Origin of the sequence: Phaeobacter sp. JH20_37 (assembly GCF_048056015.1) — a bacterium.
Taxonomy (GTDB): Bacteria; Pseudomonadota; Alphaproteobacteria; order Rhodobacterales; family Rhodobacteraceae; genus Phaeobacter; species Phaeobacter bryozoorum.
On the sequence record NZ_JAYMWW010000013.1, the window covers coordinates 711,837 to 731,807 of the forward strand.

The following is a 19,971-nucleotide window of genomic DNA, read 5'->3' on the forward strand; positions in this document are numbered from 1 at the left end:
GTTGCTGGAGGCAAACCCGTCCGATCCAGGACGGGGCGAGAGGACGAGGCTATGCAGCAGGATACGTTGGACACGCTGGACGAGGATCTGTCCGGGCTGAAGCCCGCGCAGTGGCAGGCCCGCATGGCCGCGCTGGCCGAAGAAAACGGCATGTATCAGCCGCTCGGGAATCGTCACTTTGCCAGCTTCATCGATCAGGGCAATACGCTACTGGTCAGCTTTGAGACAATCCAAGGCATCCACAACCTGTCAGATCTGGCGCAGCCCCTCGGGTTTGATCTGGTCAAGAACCTGGGCTGGTCGCATCTGTGCCTCATCTCCAACGGCGACACCTGGTTTCGAAATGACCGCATCTTCGGGTTTTTCGACCAGCTGATCGATGATGGTTTCTTTGACGAATTCGACAAGGTGGTGTTCTACGGCGCCGGTCCCTGCGGCTATGCCGCGGCCGCCTTCTCCGTGGCCGCGCCCGGCGCTACCGTGGTCGCGATCCAGCCGCAAGCGACCCTTGATCCCCGGCTGACAGACTGGGACGACCGCTTCACCGAGATGCGCCGTGTCGATTTCAGCAATCGCTACGGGTTTGCCCCCGACATGATGGATGCGGCCCGGCAGGGCTTTGTGATCTACGATCCGCGTGAGCGGCTGGATTCCATGCATGCCGCCCTGTTTGCGCGCAATAACGTGATGCGCCTGCGCACGCCCCATCTGGGCGACACTGTGCAGACCCGGCTGATCGAGATGGAAATCCTCTATAATATTCTGGCGCTGGCCGGTGCCGACCGGCTGACGGAACAGCAGTTCTACAAACTCTATCGCGCCCGCCGCACCAATGGCCCGTATCTGCGAAAGCTGATGGCAGAGCTGGAACAGACAGACCGCCCCTATCTGATGGCGCTGCTCTGCCGCAATGTCACCGGCAGGCTGCGGGCCCCGCGCTTCCGTCGTCGGCTTGAGGCGCTCCGGAAACGCGCTGCCGAGGGCGAGATCACCCTGCCACCCGAGCGCTGAGCGACACCGGGGACAGGCCAGCGGCGCGACAAGATGATCCCGTCGCTTCCCCTTCGCGCGGCCCTGTGCTAGGCGAACGCCATGACCGTTCAGCTCACCATCCCCCGCCCCGATGACTGGCATCTGCATCTGCGCGACGGCGCGATGCTGAAGGCCGTTCTCCCCGAAACCGCCCGCCATTTCGGCCGTGCGATCATCATGCCGAATCTGGTGCCGCCCGTGGTGACCGGTGACCAGGCCGCCGCCTACCGCGACCGTATTCTGGCGGCCCTGCCCGACGGCATGGCATTTGAACCGCTGATGACGCTCTACCTGACCGAGGACACCGATCCTGCGGATGTGGCAGCGGCCCACGCCAGCGGTCTGGTCAAGGCGGTGAAGCTGTATCCGGCCGGGGCCACCACCAACTCTGCTTCGGGGGTGAGCAATTTCGACAAGGTCCGTGCGGTGCTGGAGACGATGGCAGAGATCGGCCTGCCGCTCTGCACCCATGGCGAGGTCACTGACCATGATATCGACATTTTCGACCGCGAGGCGGTGTTCATCGACCGGGTGCTGGACCCGATCCGCAAGGCGACACCGGGCCTGCGGGTGGTGATGGAACATATCACCACCAGAAACGCCGCCGATTATGTCACCAGCCAGGACGAAGACCTCGGCGCGACAATCACCACGCACCATCTGATCATCAACCGCAACCACATCCTGGCCGGCGGCATCAAACCGCATTACTACTGCCTGCCGGTGGCCAAGCGCGAGGAGCACAGGATCGCCCTGCGCGCGGCCGCCACCTCCGGCGATCGGCGGTTTTTCCTCGGCACGGATTCCGCGCCTCATACCGACCCCAACAAACTCAGCGCCTGCGGCTGTGCCGGCTGTTTCACCGCCCCCAATACGATGTCGCTGCTCGCGCATGTCTTCGAAGAAGAGGCCGCACTGGACAAGCTGGCGGGCTTTACCTCGGAACATGGCCCGGCCTTCTACGGCCTGCCCGTCAATGCAGACAGGCTGACCCTGATCAAACAGGACAATGCCGTAGTGTTCCCCGACCAGATCAAAACCGCCGATGGCCCGGTGACCGTCTTTGATCCGGGGTTTGATGTATTTTGGAAAGTTGCCTGACCATATCTTCTGGCTCCAAATATCCCCGCCGGAGGCTCCTGCCACCGGCGGCTCGCGCCGACCACAAGGATGATAGAATGATCCCCTCCTCCTACCCTTCCCGCGAAGAAATCGCCCGTCTTTCCGCCCGTATGCTGCTGGAGATCGGCGCGGTGAATTTCAATACCGAGACGCCTTATACCCTGGCCTCCGGCCTGCCGTCGCCCAGCTATATCGACTGCCGCAAGCTGATCTCCTTTCCGCGGATCCGCTCGACGCTGATGGATTTCATGACCGTCACAGTGATGCGCAATGCCGGCTTTGAGGCCTTTGACAATATTGCCGGGGGCGAAACCGCAGGTATTCCCTTTGCCGCGCTGGTCGCCGAGCGCATGGCGCTGCCGATGACCTATGTGCGCAAGAAGCCCAAAGGCTATGGCAAGAACGCCCGCATCGAAGGCGCGATGAGCGATGGCGAGCGGGTGCTGCTGGTGGAGGATCTGACCACCGATGGCGGTTCGAAACTGTCCTTTGTCGATGCGATCCGCGAAACCGGCGCCTCCTGTGGCCATACGGCAGTGGTCTTCTACTACGACATCTTCCCCGAAACCGAAAAGACGCTGGGCGACCACGGCGTATCGCTGCACTATCTGTGCACCTGGTGGGACGTGCTGGCCGAGGCGCGCGCGCAGCAGGCCTTCTCCAGCGAGACGCTGGATGAGGTGGAGCGTTTCCTCAAGGATCCGCGCGCCTGGCAGGACGCGCATAAATCCGCCTGATCTGAAATCAGCACAGTGATGCACCGGGGGCGGCCTGTGGACAGGGCTGCCCTCGAATCGTCCCTGCCACTGGCAATCGCCCAGATATAGATCGCTTCCCAGATTGCACCACATGATATAGACTGCGCCCAGCCCAAGCCGGTCTCTGTGGATTTGGCGCACAGGCCAGCCTGCGGATATCCACAGGCTGTTCACAATTCATCCACAGAGTTTTCCAGATAGCCAAACCGCGCGCCACGCCGGTATAACGCGGGGCCAAAGACGAGAGCAGCGATGAACGATATTACGCCTTTTGACCCCAATCTGCCCGCCGCCCCGCAGCCTGATGCCACTGGCGAGGGCAATGCAGACGACGTCAGCATCCTGCCCCATTCCGTCGAGGCCGAACAGCAGCTCCTCGGCGCCATCCTGACCAACAACGACGTCTACGACCGCGTTGCCTCGATCATCACCTCGGCGCATTTCTACGATCCGGTCCATGCCCGCATCTACGAGATCGCCGCTGCGCGGATCTCAAAGAACACGCTGGCCTCCCCGGTCACGCTGAAGGCGTTCATGGAGGATGACGAGGGGCTGAAGGAACTCGGCGGCCCTGCCTATCTGGCAAAACTGGCAGGCGCCTCGATCTCGGCCTTTGCGGTGCGCGACTATGCGCAGATGATCTATGATCTGGCGATCCGCCGCGAGCTGATCGCACTGGGCCGCAGCATCGCCGACAAGGCACGCCGCGTCGATGTCGCCTCAGAACCCAAGGAGCAGATCGTCGAGGCGGAACAGTCGCTTTATAAACTGGCCGAACAGGGGCAGACGGAAAGCGGCTTCAAATCCTTTCTCAAGGCGGTCACCGAAGCGGTCAATGTCACCAATGAAGCCTATCAGCGTGGCGGCGGCATGGCCGGGATCTCCACCGGTCTGGCTGATCTCGACAAACAGCTCGGCGGCCTGCACCCCTCGGACCTCCTGATCCTCGCCGGGCGGCCCTCGATGGGCAAGACCTCGCTGGCGACCAACATCGCCTTCAACGTGGCCAAGGCCTATAAGCGGGGTGTGAAACCCGATGGCACCGAAGGCGCCATTGACGGGGGGGTGGTTGGCTTTTTCTCGCTGGAGATGTCGGCCGAACAGCTGGCTGGCCGTATCCTCGCCGAGGCTTCGGAAATTTCCTCCCACAAGATCCGTCAGGGCGATATGACCGAGGAAGAGTTCCGCCGGTTCGTTCAGGCGGCGAAGGATCTGGAAAGCTGTCCGCTGTTTATCGACGACACCCCGGCGCTGCCAATCTCGCAGCTCGCGGCCCGGGCACGACGCCTGAAGCGGACCCATGGGCTGGATCTGCTGGTCATCGACTACCTCCAGCTCTGTCGCGGCATGGCTGACAACCGGGTCAATGAAATCGCCGAGATCTCCATGGGCATGAAGGCCATCGCCAAGGAGCTGAACATTCCGGTGGTTGCCCTCTCCCAGCTGTCGCGTCAGGTGGAAAGCCGCGAAGACAAACGTCCGCAGCTGTCGGATCTGCGGGAATCAGGCTCGATCGAGCAGGATGCCGACGTGGTCATGTTCGTGTTCCGCGAGGAATACTACAAGGAGCGCGAGAAGCCCGGCGATCACGAGCTGGACAAGATGGAAGAATGGAAACAGGCCATGGAACGGCTGCACGCCAAGGCCGAGGTGATCGTCGGCAAGCAGCGTCACGGCCCCATCGGCACCGTGGAACTGGCGTTTGAGGCGCAGTTCACCCGTTTCGGCAATCTCGCCAAAGCCTGGCAGCAAGACCATGCGCCCGAATATTGAGCGCTGATAATTCGGCAATCGACATCAGGCGGCGCAGATCTATTGCGCTGCCTTGTTGTTATGCCGCGGCCCTGCCCCGCGCGCCCTGCCGACTTGGGCCGCAGCTCGGCGCTTGTCCTCGGTCATGGTCCAGGTCTTGCCTGTCACCTTTCCAGAAATACTCAAAATCCCCGATCGCGGCGCAGATCATCACTTGCCGTGACAGCCCCCGCAGGCCCGGTCTCCCCGCAGGCCGATATGTGTCAGGTCAGCGCCGAAACTCCGCCAAGCACGCCCGCAGCAAAGCTGGAATGCGGTTTCCCCCTTGACCCCTGTGCCCCCCATGTCATGAACAGCACATGACGACTGCTAGACTGACACTCAACCTCGATGCGCTGGTGACCAACTGGCGCAATCTCGATGCGCTGACCAATTGCGAAACCGCCGCCGTGGTCAAGGCCAATGGCTATGGGCTGGACGCAGGCCGCGTTGGCAAGGCACTGGCCAAGGCGGGCGCGCGCAATTTCTTCGTGGCCATGGCAGAGGAAGGCGTCGCCCTGCGCCGCGCCATCGGGCCCGGCCCCGGCATCTCGGTCTTTGCAGGCCATATGGAAGGCGATGCAAAACTGCTGCGTGATTTCCAGCTGACGCCGATGCTCAATTCGCTGGACCAGATGCTGCGCCATTTCGAAAGCCTGCCGGGGCACCCCTTTGGCGTGCAGCTCGACAGCGGCATGAACCGGCTCGGCATGGAAGCCGCCGAGTGGAGCGCCGTGCGCGACATCGCGCTCAGCCAGGGGCCGGTGCTGCTGATGTCGCATCTGGCCTGCGCCGATGAGCCGGCCCATCCGATGAACGACCAGCAGTTGCAGCGCTTCGTCGAGATGACCGACGGGCTTGATCTGCCCCGCTCCCTCGCCGCGACCGGCGGGCTGCTGCTGGGGCGCAAGTATCACTTCGACCTCTGCCGTCCGGGCATCGGCCTATATGGTGGCCAGCCCTTCGGTGATGCGCTGCCGGTGGTGCAACTCGATCTGCCGGTGATCCAGATCCGCAGCCTAGATCTCGGCGAGACCGTCGGCTATGGCAACAGCTGGACTGCACAGCGCCCCAGCCGTATTGCCACCGTCGCCGCAGGCTATGCCGACGGGCTGCACCGCGCGCTTGGCAATGGTGGGATCAAGGTCTACGCGGGCGACACGCCCTGCCCCGTGGTCGGCCGGGTGTCGATGGATCTGATCACGGTCGATGTCACCGACCTTGGTGACGAGCCGAGCCATCTGACCATTCTGAATGAACGCCAGACCGTCGATACGCTTGCCGATGCGGCCGGCACCATCGGCTATGAAATTCTCACTTCCCTCGGCAGCCGCTATGCACGGAGCTACACCGGATGAGCACCCTCTCGCGTCTCTCGCCCCTCAGCCTGCTTGCCCGGCTGGGACAGATGGCCCTTGCCGGACTGGGGGCTGTGGGGCGGGTCACGCTCTTTGGTCTTTCGACCTTCAGCCATATGCTGCGCCCGCCCTTCTACCCGCGCGAGTTGCTCAATGCGCTGTTGCAGGTGGGCTGGCTGTCGCTGCCCGTGGTAGGGCTGACCGCGATTTTCACCGGCGCGGCCTTGGCCTTGCAGATCTATGCCGGCGGCGCCCGCTTCAACGCAGAGGCTGTGGTGCCGCAGATCGTGGCGATCGGCATGGTGCGCGAACTCGGCCCAGTTCTGGTCGGGCTGATGATCGCCGCGCGCGTCACCTCCTCCATCGCGGCGGAGATCGCCACCATGAAGGTGACCGAGCAGATCGACGCGCTGGTGACGCTCTCAACCCATCCGATGAAATACCTGGTGGCGCCGCGGGTGCTGGCCGCGCTGATCACAGTGCCGGTGCTTGTCGGGGTTGGTGACATCATCGGCATTATGGGCGGCTATGTGGTGGCGACCCAGAATCTGGGCTTCAACCCGGCTGCCTATCTGAAGAACACCGTAGATTTCCTCGAAGCCCGCGACATCGTCTCGAGCCTGGTAAAAGGCGCCGCCTTTGGCACCATCGCCGCCACGATGGGCTGCTACTACGGCATGCAGTCGGGCCGCGGCGCGCAGGGCGTCGGCCGCGCCACCAAAGGCTCGGTTGAGGCCGCAGCCGTGCTGATCCTGGCCGCCAATTTTGTCCTTACAGGGATTTTCTTCTCGCTATGATCCAGATGAAAGACGTCTATAAGGCCTTTGGCGACAACTGCGTGCTCAATGGCATGAATCTGGAGATCGCCAAAGGCACCTCGATGGTGATCATCGGCGGCTCCGGTACCGGCAAATCGGTGGCGCTGAAAAGCATCCTTGGCCTGATCCAGCCCGACAGCGGTGAGATCCTTGTCGATGGTAAACCCGCCGGATCCGGCGACCGCGACATGTTTCTGGCCCGCTTCGGGATGCTGTTCCAGGGCGGCGCGCTGTTTGACAGCTTGCCGGTCTGGCAAAACGTAGCCTTCCGCCTCTTGCGCGGCGCGCTGAAGCGGCCCACCGAAGAGGCGCGCGAAATCGCCATCGAGAAGCTGCGCCGGGTGGGTCTGAAGGCTGATGTGGCGGACCGGCTGCCCGCAGAACTGTCGGGCGGCATGCAGAAGCGTGTGGGACTTGCCCGTGCGATTGCAGCCGAGCCCGAGATCATCTTTTTCGATGAGCCGACCACCGGCCTTGACCCGATCATGTCCGGCGTCATCAACGACCTGATCCGCGAAATCGTGGTCGAGATGGGCGCAACGGCGATGACCATCACCCACGACATGTCCTCGGTCCGCGCCATTGCCGACAATGTGGCGATGCTGCACGCAGGCGTGATCCAATGGACCGGCCCGGTAAGCGAGATGGACAACTCTGGCGATCCCTACATGGAGCAGTTCATCCATGGGCGTGCCGAGGGGCCGATCGAGGCGGTGCGTTAGGCCTCGCGGCCTTTTTTTGCGAGGGTCGCTGTCTCTGGCACCGCGTCTGGCGTTCGCTCGCAGCCTTCCCCCTTCAAATCCGGCACTAAACGCGCAAGTCTTGGCCGACCCACAGAAAACGAGCTGCCATGATCCTCCGCCTCCTCACCCTTTCGCTCTTGATCCTCTACCCTGTTGCCTGGTTTGCTCCCCTGATGCGGGCGGGTCTGCTGCCGATCTTCGGCCTCAGCGAGATCTCGGTGATCACCGGCTTGCAGAGCCTCTGGGGCAGCGACGTGATCCTCGCTCTGACGGTCACGGCTTTTGCGATTTTCGCCCCCTATCTCAAAACCATCGGGCTGGCGCTGGTGCAATGGGGCCTGCTGGATATACGGCTACAGCCCGTCCTCCATATTCTGGGCAAGCTGGCGATGGCCGATGTCTTTCTGATCGCGCTCTATATCACCCTGGCCAAGGGGATCGGCTACGCGACGATCGAAACCGCCTGGGGGCTTTATCTGTTTACAGGCTGTATCCTGGCCTCAGTGGTGCTGGGGCTGATAACCGAGCGGCGGGTCAGAACTGCCGAGTAAGAACCGGGTCCGCGGGGGCTCTGCCCCCGGCCTTGCGGCCTCCCCCGGGATATTTCCGGCCAGAAGAAATCCGCTACTTCCCATCTTCTGGCGTCAAATATCCCGGAGCGCGAGGCAGCGCCTCGCAGGATCGGTTTCAGCGACCGCAACACTTGAACAAACCGGAAACATCTGCCAGATCTACCGGATGGCAAAAACAACATATTCCTGCTCTGCCTGCGGAGCATCTTTTTCAAAGTGGTCCGGGCGCTGCGATGGCTGTGGCGAGTGGAATTCCATCACCGAAGACAAGGGCCTGTCCAAAGGCGGCCCGGCGTCGAAATCTCTGGGCATGCGCCGGGGCAAGACCATTCCACTCAGCGATCTTGCAACCGAGGAGACGCCACCGCCACGCACCTGCTGCGGGGTTGCGGAACTGGACCGGGTGCTGGGCGGCGGGCTGGTGCCTGCCTCGGCCATTCTGGTGGGCGGCGATCCCGGGATCGGGAAATCGACGCTGCTGCTACAGGCGGCGGCGCAGTTTGCCCATTCAGGCCTCAAGACGATCTATGTCAGCGGCGAAGAGGCCAGTGCGCAGGTACGCATGCGGGCGCAGCGGCTGGGATTGGCTGAAGCGCCGGTCAAGCTGGCGGCGGAGACCAATCTGCGCGATATCCTGACCACGCTGGAGGCGGAGCGGCCACAGCTGGCGATCATCGACTCCATTCAGACCATGTGGGCCGATCATGTGGACAGCGCGCCGGGATCCGTAAGCCAGGTCCGTGCCGCGGCGCATGAGCTGACCACCTTTGCCAAGACCAATGGGATCTCCATCATCATGGTGGGCCATGTCACCAAGGAAGGCCAGATTGCCGGTCCGCGGGTGGTCGAGCATATGGTGGATACCGTGCTGTATTTCGAAGGCGAGCGCGGGCATCAGTTCCGCATTCTGCGCGCGGTCAAGAACCGCTTTGGTCCGGCGGATGAGATCGGCGTCTTCGAGATGACCGGTGGCGGGCTGAGCGAAGTCCGCAACCCCTCGGCGCTGTTTCTGTCGGAACGCGGCACACCCTCGCCCGGTTCTGTGGTGTTTTCTGGCATTGAAGGTACCCGCCCGGTTCTGGTCGAGATGCAGGCGCTGGTCGCGCCCTCGCCGCATTCGCAGCCACGCCGGGCCGTGGTGGGCTGGGACTCTTCGCGCCTGGCGATGATCCTTGCCGTGCTGGAAGCGCGCTGCGGCATCCCCTTTGCCGGGCTCGACGTCTATCTGAATGTGGCCGGCGGCATGAAGATCTCGGAACCTGCGGCGGATCTGGCGGTGGCGGCGGCGCTGCTCAGCGCCCGCGAAGACACCGCATTGCCCTCTGATACGGTGGTATTCGGAGAAATATCGCTCTCAGGAGCCCTGCGACCGGCCCCCCAGACCGAAAACCGGTTGAAAGAAGCGCAAAAACTTGGTTTCACCGCAGCGATAGCTCCAAGTGGTGGCAAATCCGTCGCGGTCCCCGGACTTGCGGTGCGGCAGGCCTCTGATCTCGCCGGTTTTGTTGGCGAATACTTTGGGGCTGGCTAAAGTCGCAAGAATTCTAATCGCAGGTTAACGGGCGAGGGACATGGAAGGTTTCACCATTATCGACGGGGTCGTGGCCCTGGTCATTGTTGTATCAGCGTTGCTGGCCTATTCGCGCGGTTTCGTGCGTGAGGCGATGGCCATCGCTGGTTGGATCGCCGCCGCCATCTTGGCCTTTCTGTTTGCGCCACAGGTTGAGCCGCTGATGGCCGAGATCCCGGTCATCGGGGAGTTCATTGCGGACAGCTGCGAATTGTCGATCATCGCGGCGTTTGCCGCGGTCTTTGCGCTGGCGCTGATTGTGGTGTCGTTCTTCACGCCGCTGTTCTCATCATTGGTCCAGCGCTCGGCGCTTGGCGGGCTGGATCAGGGGATCGGCTTCTTCTTCGGGGTGCTGCGCGGCATCCTGTTGGTGGCGATTGCCTTCTTCCTCTATAATGTGGTGATGACCGGCCAGAGCTTTACCATCGTGGACGAGAGCCGCTCTGCGGTGGTGTTTGAGCGGATGATCGGCAAGATCGAAGACCGCAACCCCGAGCAGGCGCTTGGCTGGGTGACCACACAATATGAAAGCCTGATCGGCTCCTGCGACAAGTGAGGCGGACGCCGATCCGCCACCAGTGGGCGGCTGCGCGGATCACGGATGCGGGCGAGAAACGGGATTACAACCGGACTGAAACGGGGCGCCTTCGGGCGCCCTTTTTTAATACATCGGGTCACGCCTGCGACCGGAGGCGCGTTGTGTCGCCAATGGGAAGCGCCGCCTCGACTAGCGATGACAGCCTCCGGTTAGGGCTGCGCAGTGCAGGCTTTGGAGCGATGGTGACTTATCCAATTCCGACATTCCAGCCCCGACTGGCGTTTACCTTTCCTAACATCAAGAACGCCTATTAACGCTTTATTAACCAATTAGAATCGCGATTTTTAGCGCCTGATCGCCTCCCTGCTCCATGTGCTGAACGCGGGGGCAAACCGATAAAAGTTAACAAATCCTGTGATCGGAGGTGTTTTTCGGCAACAATTTGGGGAATGAGGCGGCTTTGGAGACCAAAAACCCCGCTGTTGTCCCAATCGGCCCGATCCTTGCCCCAATTCCGTCCAAATTCGGAGCGCACATTGGTGTCAACAAGACGCCGGACAGAACGTCAGGCCTATCGCTCAGAAGGACAACACCATGCTGCTGGATCACTCGACATCATTTGCGGACTGTCAGCCGGTTGGTCTTCTGATGGATTTCCCGACAGCTGCGCGCCCTGCCGCATCCAACCGCAGCCGCCTGCGTCCGCGCACCGGCGGTCTGCTGCCGCATATGATGGTCGAGACCGAGCGTGGGTTTGTACAGGCCCGTCACGTCAAGCCCGGCGACAAGGTCTACACCCTGGATGGCGGTGCGCAGGAGGTGACCGGTGTCAAACACGCGGTGCCGCGCGTCACTTCTCTGGTGCATGTGCCCGCCGGCGCTTTGGGCAACGATGACGATCTGATGCTGCCCGCCGATCAGCAGGTTGGTCTGGAACTGGCTGCCGTCGAGCGGCTGTTTGATGTGCCCACCGCGATCACCAAGGTGGTGTCGCTGATTGGCTACAACGGCATCTCTGCCGCCATGCCGGAGAAGATGGCCCGCATCTATCTGTCCTTTGCCGAGGAAGAAATGATCTGGGCTGCCTGCGGGATGCTGGTACATGTTGCACATGAGAACACCGCCAACAGCGCCGATGATGGTGCTTTCCGGGCGCTTTCGCTGGCCGAAACCCGTCAGATCCTCGCCAGCGAGGACGGGCGTGCTCTTTCTGACGCGGGCAAGGACGAGACCGACAGCTGCGAAGATGACCGTGACGATGTGCTCTCCGCCTTTGACATGCTGCGCGGGCTGCTGGCCGCTTGAGGCTGACGCGGGCGCGAACCGGACACGGATCTGGACATTGCCGGTCACGGGATCTGCGTATCCCACGCAGTTCCCCAAATAAATATGCTCCGCCCCCCCCTCCTCCTGCGGCCTGCGACATTTCGCAGGTTTTTTTGTTTTTGGCGGCTGTCCGACGGCGGTCAGGGCTGCGGTTTTTTCACCCAACTGTCGTGAAACCGTGATCCTTGGGTGACATGCGCGGACGGACCCTCTATGTGGGGGACATCCTGACAACCGGATTCGGAGCTACACCGCCTTGCCGATGCCGCAGATGCCCCCCGCCCACCCGTTTGACGATGACAAGCTGCGCGAAGAATGCGGCATCTTTGGCGTCGTCGGCGTCCAGGACGCTTCCAACTTTGTCGCGCTCGGCCTGCACGCCCTGCAACACCGGGGACAGGAGGCCGGCGGCATCGTCACCCACGATCCTGTCGAAGGGTTCCAGAGCGCCCGTCGTTTCGGCTATGTCCGCGACAACTTCACCTCGCAGGATGTGATGTCCACCCTGCCCGGCCCCATCGGGATTGGCCATGTGCGCTATTCCACCGCCGGGTCCAAGGGTCAGACTGCGATCCGGGACGTGCAGCCTTTCTTTGGCGAATTCGCTATGGGCGGTGCAGCGATTGCCCACAACGGCAATATCACCAACGCCAATGCCCTGCGCCGCGAACTGATCGAGCGCGGCTCGATCTTCCAGAGCTCGTCCGACAGTGAGTGCATCATTCATCTGATGGCCCGCTCGTTGCAGCGCAATATCCCGGAGCGGATGGAAGATGCGCTGCGCCGGGTCGAAGGCGCCTTCTCGGTTGTTGCCATGACCCGGACCAAGCTGATCGGTGTCCGCGATCCGCTGGGCGTCCGCCCGCTGGTGCTGGGTCGGGTCGGCGAAGGCTATGCGCTGAGTTCGGAAACCTGTGCGCTGGACATCATCGGCGCCGAGTTCCTGCGCGAGATTGAGCCGGGCGAAATGGTGGTGATCACCGACAAAGGTGTCGAGAGCCATTTCCCGTTCCGCCGCCAGTCGTCCAAGTTCTGCATCTTTGAACATGTCTATTTCTCCCGCCCTGATTCGATCCTGGGCGGGCGGTCCGTCTATGAGACCCGCGAAGCCATCGGTCGCGAGCTGGCAAAGGAAAACCCGGTCGAGGCGGATCTGGTCTGCCCGGTGCCGGACAGCGGCACGCCCGCAGCGATCGGCTATTCGCTGCAATCGGGCATTCCCTATGCGATGGGGATCATCCGCAACCAGTACATGGGCCGGACCTTCATTGAACCGACCGAGCAGATCCGCAACATGGGCGTGCGCCTGAAGCTGAACGTGAACCGCGCGCTGATCGAGGGCAAGCGGGTGATCCTGGTGGATGATTCCGTGGTGCGTGGGACAACATCGCGCAAAATCAAGGAGATGATCCTGGATGCCGGGGCCAGCGAGGTGCATTTCCGCATTGCCTCGCCGCCGACCGCTTGGCCCTGTTTCTATGGTGTGGACACGCCCGAACGTGACAAGCTGCTGGCCGCAACCATGTCCGAGGATCAGATGGCCAAACATCTGGCCGTGGACAGCCTGAAGTTCATCTCGCTGGACGGGCTTTACCGGGCCGTCGGGCAGGATCAGGGCCGTAACAGCAAATGCCCGCAGTATTGTGATGCCTGTTTCTCGGGCGAATACCCTGTTGTTCCGACCGATATGGTCGAACGGGGGTTTGAAATGAAGTCGCCGGCAGAGTAAGAGCGCAGCCGATATCAGTTCGACTCATGAGGCGCTGATCACCGGATCGGCGCCTCTTTCCTTTTTGCCCCTGCCCCCGAAAGGCCGCCCCCTTGGATCCACATCTCGCCCGCATGCTTGGCTCGCAGCGCCAGTGTCGCTGTTGCGGAGCGACGTTTGCCCAGCTGTTGAGCCTCAGCTGCGACCGGCCCGACGTCTGCCCGGAGGATATGTTTGTGCATGACAACACGGCGATCTCGGCGCAGGCGGGGGATGTGCTGACCGAAGATTTCTGCCGCCTGGGGCATCTGCGCTTTGTGCGGGCGGTGCTGGCTGTACCGCTGGCGGACACCCGTGGAGAAGAGTTCATTCTGGGCACATGGGCGCGGCTCAGCCAAGAGGATTTCGATGCCTATCTCGACCGGTTCGAGATGCAGGACACCGAAGATATGGACAGCAAGCGGGCCTGGCTGGCCAATGCCATTCCGCCCGATGACAGCGAGTCTGTTGAAGCGATGCTGCATATGCGGCCCGAAGGGCAATACCCTGAGCTACAGATCTCCGAGCCGGATCACCCGCTTTACAATCTGCAGATGGTCGGCGCGCAGATGGAAGAGTTGCTGGGGCTGCTTTATGCCTATGGCCACGATCTGCCCTCGCTCATCTATGATGCCTGAGGAGGCTGATCTGCGCGCCGCCTAGGCGCTGCACTGTCGCTCTTGCAAGATGCGATAGCTGAGACTTCAAGCCCCCTGCGCGCAATTGCGCAGGGTCACTTGGCGGAATGGGCGGGCGTTTGCGCAGGGCGCCGGGGCGCACCGGCATGGGCTTGCCCACGCTCTCGGCGCCCCCTGTTCCCGGCAGTGCACAGCTGATAGCCGAAGGTCGATACCGCACAAGAAAGAAACCCTGTCCAGAATGGCAAATCGTGAGAACGGCAAGACGCCGGCCAATGTCGCCGGTCACGCCACCCAGAAAGACGCATTGCACCGAAACCGCCTCAGCCTTCTGGGGTTGTTCGGCGCCAACGACAACCTGAGCGCCATGGTGCGGATGCCGAACGGCCGCATGCAGATCGTGACCCGCGGCAGCCGCCTGTCCGGTGGCGAAGTTGTTGCCATTGATGCCGACGGCCTGATCCTTCAGAAAAACGGCAAGGCATCACGTCTGGCGATGCCGGGCGGGTGACCCGCAACCGGCGCGCGGACGGGCATCACGCCCAGGCTTGAGACCGCTGCGCCGCTTTGGCCCCTTGACCCGCGCCGCGCTGCGCCGCACAAGGCGCCCATGACACAGAAACTCGCTCTCATCACCGGGGCCTCACGGGGCCTGGGCGCCGCCCTCGCAGAGGCATTGGCGCCGACGCATCACATCGTCGCCGTGGCCCGCACCACAGGCGCATTGGAAGAGCTGGACGATCGTATCAAGGCCAACGGTGGCTCGGCGACTCTGGCCCCTATGGATATCACCGTGCCGGAGGCCATGGCCACGCTCTGCCGGGGCATCCATGATCGCTGGGGACAGCTGGACCTCTGGCTGCACACCGCCATTCACGCCGCGCCGCTGAGCCCGGCGCAATTCGTGGCGGCCAAGGACTGGCAGAAATCCATCGCGATCAATGCCACGGCACCCTCCGTTCTGATCCCCTATGTGGCGCCGCTTCTGGGGCAGACCGGTCAGGCCGTGTTCTTTGACGATCCCCGTGCAGGCGAGAAATTCTTTGGAGCCTATGGCGCCAGCAAGGCCGCGCAGATGTCGCTGGCCAGCAGCTGGCAGGTCGAAAGCGCCAAGACCGGCCCCAAGGTGCAGGTGCTGACGCCAAATCCAATGGCGACAGCGGTGCGCGCACGGTTCTTTCCGGGTGAAGATCGCGATGCGCTGAGCACGCCGCAGGCCGAGGCCGCACGGCTGCTCCCCGAGATTCTGGCCGCCGCCGACTGATCTGAGGGTCAGAGACACCCGCAAACTGCGCGAACACGCGGCTTTCCGCCGACCGGTGCCTGCAACGGGCGCCGGTCGTTCTGGTTTTCAAGCGGGCCAGAAAATCTGTGACCTCTGTGCCGCAGGGGCTGGCGCCGGGCGCTCTGGTCGGGATCACGACGGGGAAAGGCTTGCCCCCTTTTGCCCCACATCTTATTCAGGTCTGGAGTGCAGATCGGCGTAAACACGCCCGACACATAGGCTGCCAGAGCCAGACGAGAGGCCCCGTCCATGCGAATTCTGATCACCAATGACGATGGCATCAGCGCCCCCGGCCTTGCGGTTCTGGAGCAGATCGCCCGCGAGGTTGCAGGTCCCGGCGGAGAGGTCTGGACAGTGGCACCGGCGTTTGAGCAATCCGGCGTTGGTCATTGCATCAGCTACACCCGCCCCTTCATGCTGAGCCAGCTGGGCGAACATCGCTTTGCCGCAGAAGGATCGCCTGCGGACTGTGTGTTGGCCGGGCTGCATGTGGTGATGAAAGACCAGCAACCGGATCTGGTGTTGTCAGGGGTAAACCGGGGCAACAATTCTGCCGAGAACGCGCTCTACTCCGGCACCCTTGGCGGGGCGATGGAGGCGGCATTGCAGGGCATTCCGGCCATGGGCCTGTCGCAGTATTTCGGACCTCAGAACGCGCAGCTTGAAAACCCGTTTGAGGCAGCCGCCCAACATGGTGCCGATCTGATCCGTTCCATCTTGGAAGCGCAGCCCAAGGAAGACGCCGATTACCGCTTGTTTTACAACATTAATTTCCCACCTGTCCCTGCCGCTGATGTGAAGGGACGGCGGATTTCACCGCAGGGTTTCCGGCGCGGCAGCCATTTCTCGGCCGAGGAGCAGACCTCCCCCAACGGGCGGCGATATCTGTGGATCCGTGGTGGCAACCAGCATGTTGCCACCGCCGAGGGCAGTGACGCAGCGCAGAACCTGGCAGGCTATATCTCCGTGACGCCGATGCGGGCGGATCTGACCGCGACAGATGCGCTGGAGCGCCTGAAGGGCATTGAATGAGCGACCCGACAGCTGAAACCAAGATGCAGTTCCTGTTCGCCCTGCGCTCGCGCGGGGTGACGGATGCGCAGGTCCTCGATGCAATGGAACAGATCGACCGCGGCCCCTTTGTGCGGGGGCTGTTTTCGGCGCGCGCCTACGAGGATATGCCGTTGCCGATCGCCTGCGGGCAGACCATTTCGCAGCCCTCTGTTGTCGGTCTGATGACCCAGGCCTTGCAGATCTCGCCCCGCGATACGGTGCTGGAAGTTGGCACCGGCTCTGGCTATCAGGCCGCGATCCTGAGCAAGCTGGCGCGGCGGGTCTATACCGTGGATCGTCATGCGCGGCTGGTGCGGGAGGCGCGGCAGATCTTCGATCAACTGCACCTGTCCAATATTACCTCGCTGGTCGGCGATGGCAGCCACGGCCTGCCCGAACAGGCGCCTTTTGATCGAATCATCGTGACCGCTGCCGCCGAAGACCCGCCCGGCCCACTCTTGGCGCAGCTGAAGACCGGCGGTATTATGGTGGTGCCCGTGGGGCAGTCCGACACTGTACAGACGCTGATCCGTGTTCAAAAAACCGACAGCGGCCTCGAATACGACGAATTGCGCCCGGTGCGTTTTGTTCCCCTGCTTGAGGGGATCGGCAAAGACACGTAAGGGAGGGGCAAGAGACCCGCCCACCCCAACCGCTCCGGACATCCTCCAGCGGGATCGCGTGGCTGGCCGACAGACTATTTGCAAGCCCCAGGGATAATGGGGGCCCGCAAGACGGGAACGGCGTTCCGAGGAGAGCGAAATGACAGTGACTGTACCCACCCACCGCAATCGTGTGACAGGACGCAAGGCGCTGATGGCACTGCCGCTGGTGGCCGTGCTGGCGGCCTGCGAGGCACCGCTGGATTACGATCTGCGCGGCCAGATCGGTGCGTTCAACACGACAAAGGCGGCGCAGACCGCAACCGCCAGCCGCCCGAAACCCGATGCCAACGGGCTGATCACCTATCCATCCTATCAGGTGGCCGTTGCCCGTCGCGGCGATACGCTGAACGATGTGGCAGGCCGCATTGGTCTGCCCGCCAGCGAGCTGGCCCGGTTCAACGGGATGAAGCCCGACGATCCGCTGCGGCAGGGGGAGATCATTGCCCTGCCCCGCCGCGCACCCGGTACGGCGACCAGCGGCAGCGTCGATATCGCCTCGCTGGCGGGGGATGCGATCGACAGCGCCCCATCGACCACACCCTCGGCGGCAAGCACCGTCAGCACAACGCCGCTGGCACCGCAGCCGACCGCAAGCAAGCCGCAGGTCCAAAGCGGCCCAGAGCCGGTGCGCCATAAGGTGAAGCGCGGCGAAACCGCTTATACCGTCTCGCGGCTTTATCAGGTGCCGGTGAAATCCCTTGCGGAATGGAACGGCCTCGGCAGCGATTTTGCCATCCGTGAGGGCCAGTTCCTGCTGATCCCGCTGAAGGACCGCCCAGCCCCGCGCAAGGAAGCATCCGCAGCGGCGGTTCCAGCCGCCGCCACCGTCACCGCGCCGGGTGAAGGCACCAATACGCCCCTGCCGCCAAGCGCCACCAAGCCACTGCCGCAGGAAACCGTCGCGCCCGCGGCCCAGGCGCCGAAAGCGCTGCCTAAAGTAGAGGTCCCGACCCCGACCCGCAGCTCCAGCGCCGCGATGGGCTTCCCGGTCAAGGGCAAGATCATCCGCACCTATTCCAAGGGCAAGAACGACGGCATTGATATCGCAGGTGCAGCGGGCGCCCCGGTGCAGGCCGCCGATGGCGGTACGGTGGCGGCGATCACCAAGGATTCCAACAATATTCCGATCATTGTGATCCGCCACGACGCCAAGCTGCTGACGGTCTATGCCAATGTCGACAAGATCGAGGTCAACAAGGGCGACACCGTTTCGCGCGGTCAGACCATCGCCGCATTGCGGGACGGACCCGCTGCCTATGTGCATTTCGAGGTGCGCAACGGCTTCGAAAGCGTCGATCCGCTGCCCTATCTACAATAAACGTTGCAAGCGGCAACAGGCAATAAAGAGACGGCGCTCCGGGTCATCCCGAGCGCCGTCTTTTGGTTGATCACAGCTGTTCAATCATGGCTGCTGCCGTCTTTGCGGTCAGCTGACCTTCACCCCATGGCGGCCGGCCAGATCGGTAAAGAACTGCCAGGCCACCCGGCCCGAGCGGGCGCCGCGCGTGGCCTGCCATTCGATCGCCTCGGCGCGCAGAACCGGTTCCTGCACCACAACGCCATAGGCCGCGCAATAGCCTGATATCATGGCGAGATATTCATCCTGATCGCAGGGGTGGAAACCCAGCCACAGCCCGAACCGATCCGAGAGAGAGACCTTTTCCTCAACGGCTTCCGACGGGTTGATGGCGCTGGAGCGTTCGTTCTCGATCATATCACGCGGCATCAGGTGACGGCGATTGGAGGTGGCATAGAACAGCACATTGTCCGGCCGACCTTCGATGCCGCCATCCAGCACCGCTTTCAGGCTTTTGTAGTGCTGATCGTCATGGCCAAAGGACAGGTCATCGCAGAACAGGATGAACCGCTCGGGCGCTGCCCGCAGATGGTTCAGCAGACGCGCGACCGATGGCAGATCCTCGCGCTGCAGCTCCACCAGTTTCAGAGCGGGGAATTCCGGCGACAGCTGTCCGTGGATCGCTTTCACAAGGCTGGATTTACCCATCCCCCGCGCGCCCCAGAGCAGTGCATTATTGGCGCCGAACCCGGCGGCAAAGCGGCGGGTATTGTCCAGCAGCGTGTCGCGCGCGCGGTCGATCCCCAGCAGCAGCTCAAGATCGACGCGGTTCACGGTTTCGACAGCCTCCAGCCGGTCCGGGGCCACATGCCAGACAAAGGCAGAGGCAGCACCAAAGTCAGGCGCCTTCAGTGGCGCAGGTGCCATCCGTTCCAGCGCATCGGCGATGCGGCTCAGGCTTGTGTCATCCATCGGGGCCTCCGGTCTATTGCACGTGGGGCGTATCGGCGCGCTCGGGCTCAGCTGTCCTGCGGCTCGATCATGTCGACGCGCGTGGCATGTCGGCCGCCCTCGAACTCAGCATTGAGGAAGGCATCGACAATTTCAATCGCCAGGCTGTCGCCTACCACACGCGCTCCGATAGAGAGCATATTGGCGTTATTGTGCTGGCGGATCATCTTGGCCGAGAAAGTCTCCGAGCAGACGCCGCAGCGGATGCCTTTGACCTTGTTCGCGGCCATCATGATGCCCTGGCCGGTGCCGCAGAGGATAATGCCCAGATCGCAATCACCCGAGGCAACACGCTCTGCCGCCGCCGCGCCATGTTTGGGGTAATGCGTGCTTTCCGGTGTTGTCGGACCGATATCAACCACCTCATATCCGTTTGCGGCAATATGCGTGGCAATGGCCTGGCGCAGGTCGATTGCGGCGTGATCGCTGGAAAGAACAACGCGGGTGGGTTTGGTCTGGTCCATGGGTGTCTCCGTCGGTGGGTTACCGGCGTCAAAGCATGTTCCGGCTGCGCGAGCAAGGGGGCAGCCTATACACCCCTGCCCGATCCGCCATGGCGTCCCGGCCGCATGAGGAAGGGCGCACCGTCTCCGGCGCGCCCTTCTTCGATATGCTGGTCCAGATCTGGCAGGAGCAGATCCCGTCTG

General features: G+C 62.7%; 20 protein-coding genes. 18 read left to right on the forward strand and 2 right to left on the reverse strand.

The window, feature by feature from the left end; all coding sequences use genetic code 11:
• Positions 1–51 precede the first annotated feature (51 nt).
• From VWZ87_RS08245 to VWZ87_RS08330, 18 genes are all read left to right on the forward strand, one after another.
• Complete coding sequence (locus tag VWZ87_RS08245; protein ID WP_416535908.1) at positions 52–1,011, forward strand: phosphoadenosine phosphosulfate reductase; 960 nt, start codon at positions 52–54, stop codon at positions 1,009–1,011.
• Between the two features lie 81 nt (positions 1,012–1,092).
• Positions 1,093–2,133, forward strand: a complete 1,041-nt coding sequence (gene pyrC / locus VWZ87_RS08250) for a dihydroorotase (protein WP_416535909.1) — start codon at positions 1,093–1,095, stop codon at positions 2,131–2,133.
• Between the two features lie 77 nt (positions 2,134–2,210).
• A complete protein-coding gene (locus VWZ87_RS08255; protein WP_416535910.1) occupies positions 2,211–2,891 on the forward strand; it encodes an orotate phosphoribosyltransferase in 681 nt (226 codons plus the stop codon).
• 273 nt (positions 2,892–3,164) lie between these two features.
• Positions 3,165–4,685, forward strand: a complete 1,521-nt coding sequence (locus VWZ87_RS08260; RefSeq protein ID WP_416535911.1) for a replicative DNA helicase — start codon at positions 3,165–3,167, stop codon at positions 4,683–4,685.
• 338 nt (positions 4,686–5,023) lie between these two features.
• Positions 5,024–6,061, forward strand: a complete 1,038-nt coding sequence (alr, locus tag VWZ87_RS08265; RefSeq protein WP_416535912.1) for an alanine racemase — start codon at positions 5,024–5,026, stop codon at positions 6,059–6,061.
• Positions 6,058–6,858 (forward strand): MlaE family ABC transporter permease, encoded by an 801-nt coding sequence (locus VWZ87_RS08270; RefSeq protein ID WP_340545158.1) that lies wholly within the window; start codon positions 6,058–6,060, stop codon positions 6,856–6,858. The genes alr and VWZ87_RS08270 overlap by 4 nt, the downstream gene beginning before the upstream one ends.
• Positions 6,855–7,601 carry an ABC transporter ATP-binding protein gene (locus VWZ87_RS08275; protein WP_416535913.1) on the forward strand — a complete coding sequence of 249 codons (747 nt, stop codon included), beginning with the start codon at positions 6,855–6,857 and terminating at the stop codon, positions 7,599–7,601. Before VWZ87_RS08270 ends, VWZ87_RS08275 begins: the two co-directional genes overlap by 4 nt.
• A gap of 128 nt (positions 7,602–7,729) precedes the next feature.
• Positions 7,730–8,173 (forward strand): paraquat-inducible protein A, encoded by a 444-nt coding sequence (locus VWZ87_RS08280; RefSeq protein ID WP_416535914.1) that lies wholly within the window; start codon positions 7,730–7,732, stop codon positions 8,171–8,173.
• 187 nt (positions 8,174–8,360) lie between these two features.
• Positions 8,361–9,725 (forward strand): DNA repair protein RadA, encoded by a 1,365-nt coding sequence (radA, locus tag VWZ87_RS08285; protein ID WP_340545155.1) that lies wholly within the window; start codon positions 8,361–8,363, stop codon positions 9,723–9,725.
• 40 nt (positions 9,726–9,765) lie between these two features.
• Entirely contained in the window at positions 9,766–10,320 is a 555-nt protein-coding gene (locus VWZ87_RS08290; RefSeq protein ID WP_340545154.1) for a CvpA family protein, read from the forward strand.
• A gap of 576 nt (positions 10,321–10,896) precedes the next feature.
• Positions 10,897–11,607, forward strand: coding sequence for a Hint domain-containing protein (locus tag VWZ87_RS08295; RefSeq protein ID WP_416535915.1), 711 nt, complete (start codon positions 10,897–10,899; stop codon positions 11,605–11,607).
• A 292-nt stretch (positions 11,608–11,899) separates the two neighbouring features.
• On the forward strand, positions 11,900–13,357 hold the full coding sequence (purF, locus tag VWZ87_RS08300) for an amidophosphoribosyltransferase (protein WP_374015315.1): 1,458 nt from the start codon (positions 11,900–11,902) through the stop codon (positions 13,355–13,357).
• A 113-nt stretch (positions 13,358–13,470) separates the two neighbouring features.
• Positions 13,471–14,013, forward strand: a complete 543-nt coding sequence (locus VWZ87_RS08305) for a DUF2199 domain-containing protein (RefSeq protein ID WP_340546295.1) — start codon at positions 13,471–13,473, stop codon at positions 14,011–14,013.
• 241 nt (positions 14,014–14,254) lie between these two features.
• On the forward strand, positions 14,255–14,524 hold the full coding sequence (locus tag VWZ87_RS08310) for a hypothetical protein (protein WP_340545151.1): 270 nt from the start codon (positions 14,255–14,257) through the stop codon (positions 14,522–14,524).
• 99 nt (positions 14,525–14,623) lie between these two features.
• On the forward strand, positions 14,624–15,277 hold the full coding sequence (locus tag VWZ87_RS08315) for an SDR family NAD(P)-dependent oxidoreductase (protein WP_416535916.1): 654 nt from the start codon (positions 14,624–14,626) through the stop codon (positions 15,275–15,277).
• A gap of 270 nt (positions 15,278–15,547) precedes the next feature.
• Entirely contained in the window at positions 15,548–16,330 is a 783-nt protein-coding gene (gene surE, locus VWZ87_RS08320; protein ID WP_416535917.1) for a 5'/3'-nucleotidase SurE, read from the forward strand.
• On the forward strand, positions 16,327–16,974 hold the full coding sequence (locus VWZ87_RS08325; protein ID WP_340545148.1) for a protein-L-isoaspartate(D-aspartate) O-methyltransferase: 648 nt from the start codon (positions 16,327–16,329) through the stop codon (positions 16,972–16,974). The genes surE and VWZ87_RS08325 overlap by 4 nt, the downstream gene beginning before the upstream one ends.
• Before the next feature lie 139 nt (positions 16,975–17,113).
• A complete protein-coding gene (locus VWZ87_RS08330) occupies positions 17,114–18,334 on the forward strand; it encodes a LysM peptidoglycan-binding domain-containing protein (protein ID WP_416535918.1) in 1,221 nt (406 codons plus the stop codon).
• Positions 18,335–18,442: 108 nt separating this feature from the next.
• Here VWZ87_RS08330 and VWZ87_RS08335 read toward each other — a convergent pair whose 3' ends face one another.
• Together VWZ87_RS08335 and rpiB are read right to left on the reverse strand one after the other, a co-directional pair.
• Positions 18,443–19,285 (reverse strand): ATP-binding protein, encoded by an 843-nt coding sequence (locus VWZ87_RS08335; protein ID WP_416535919.1) that lies wholly within the window; start codon positions 19,283–19,285, stop codon positions 18,443–18,445.
• A gap of 47 nt (positions 19,286–19,332) precedes the next feature.
• Positions 19,333–19,788, reverse strand: a complete 456-nt coding sequence (gene rpiB, locus VWZ87_RS08340) for a ribose 5-phosphate isomerase B (RefSeq protein WP_416535920.1) — start codon at positions 19,786–19,788, stop codon at positions 19,333–19,335.
• Positions 19,789–19,971: the final 183 nt, after the last annotated feature.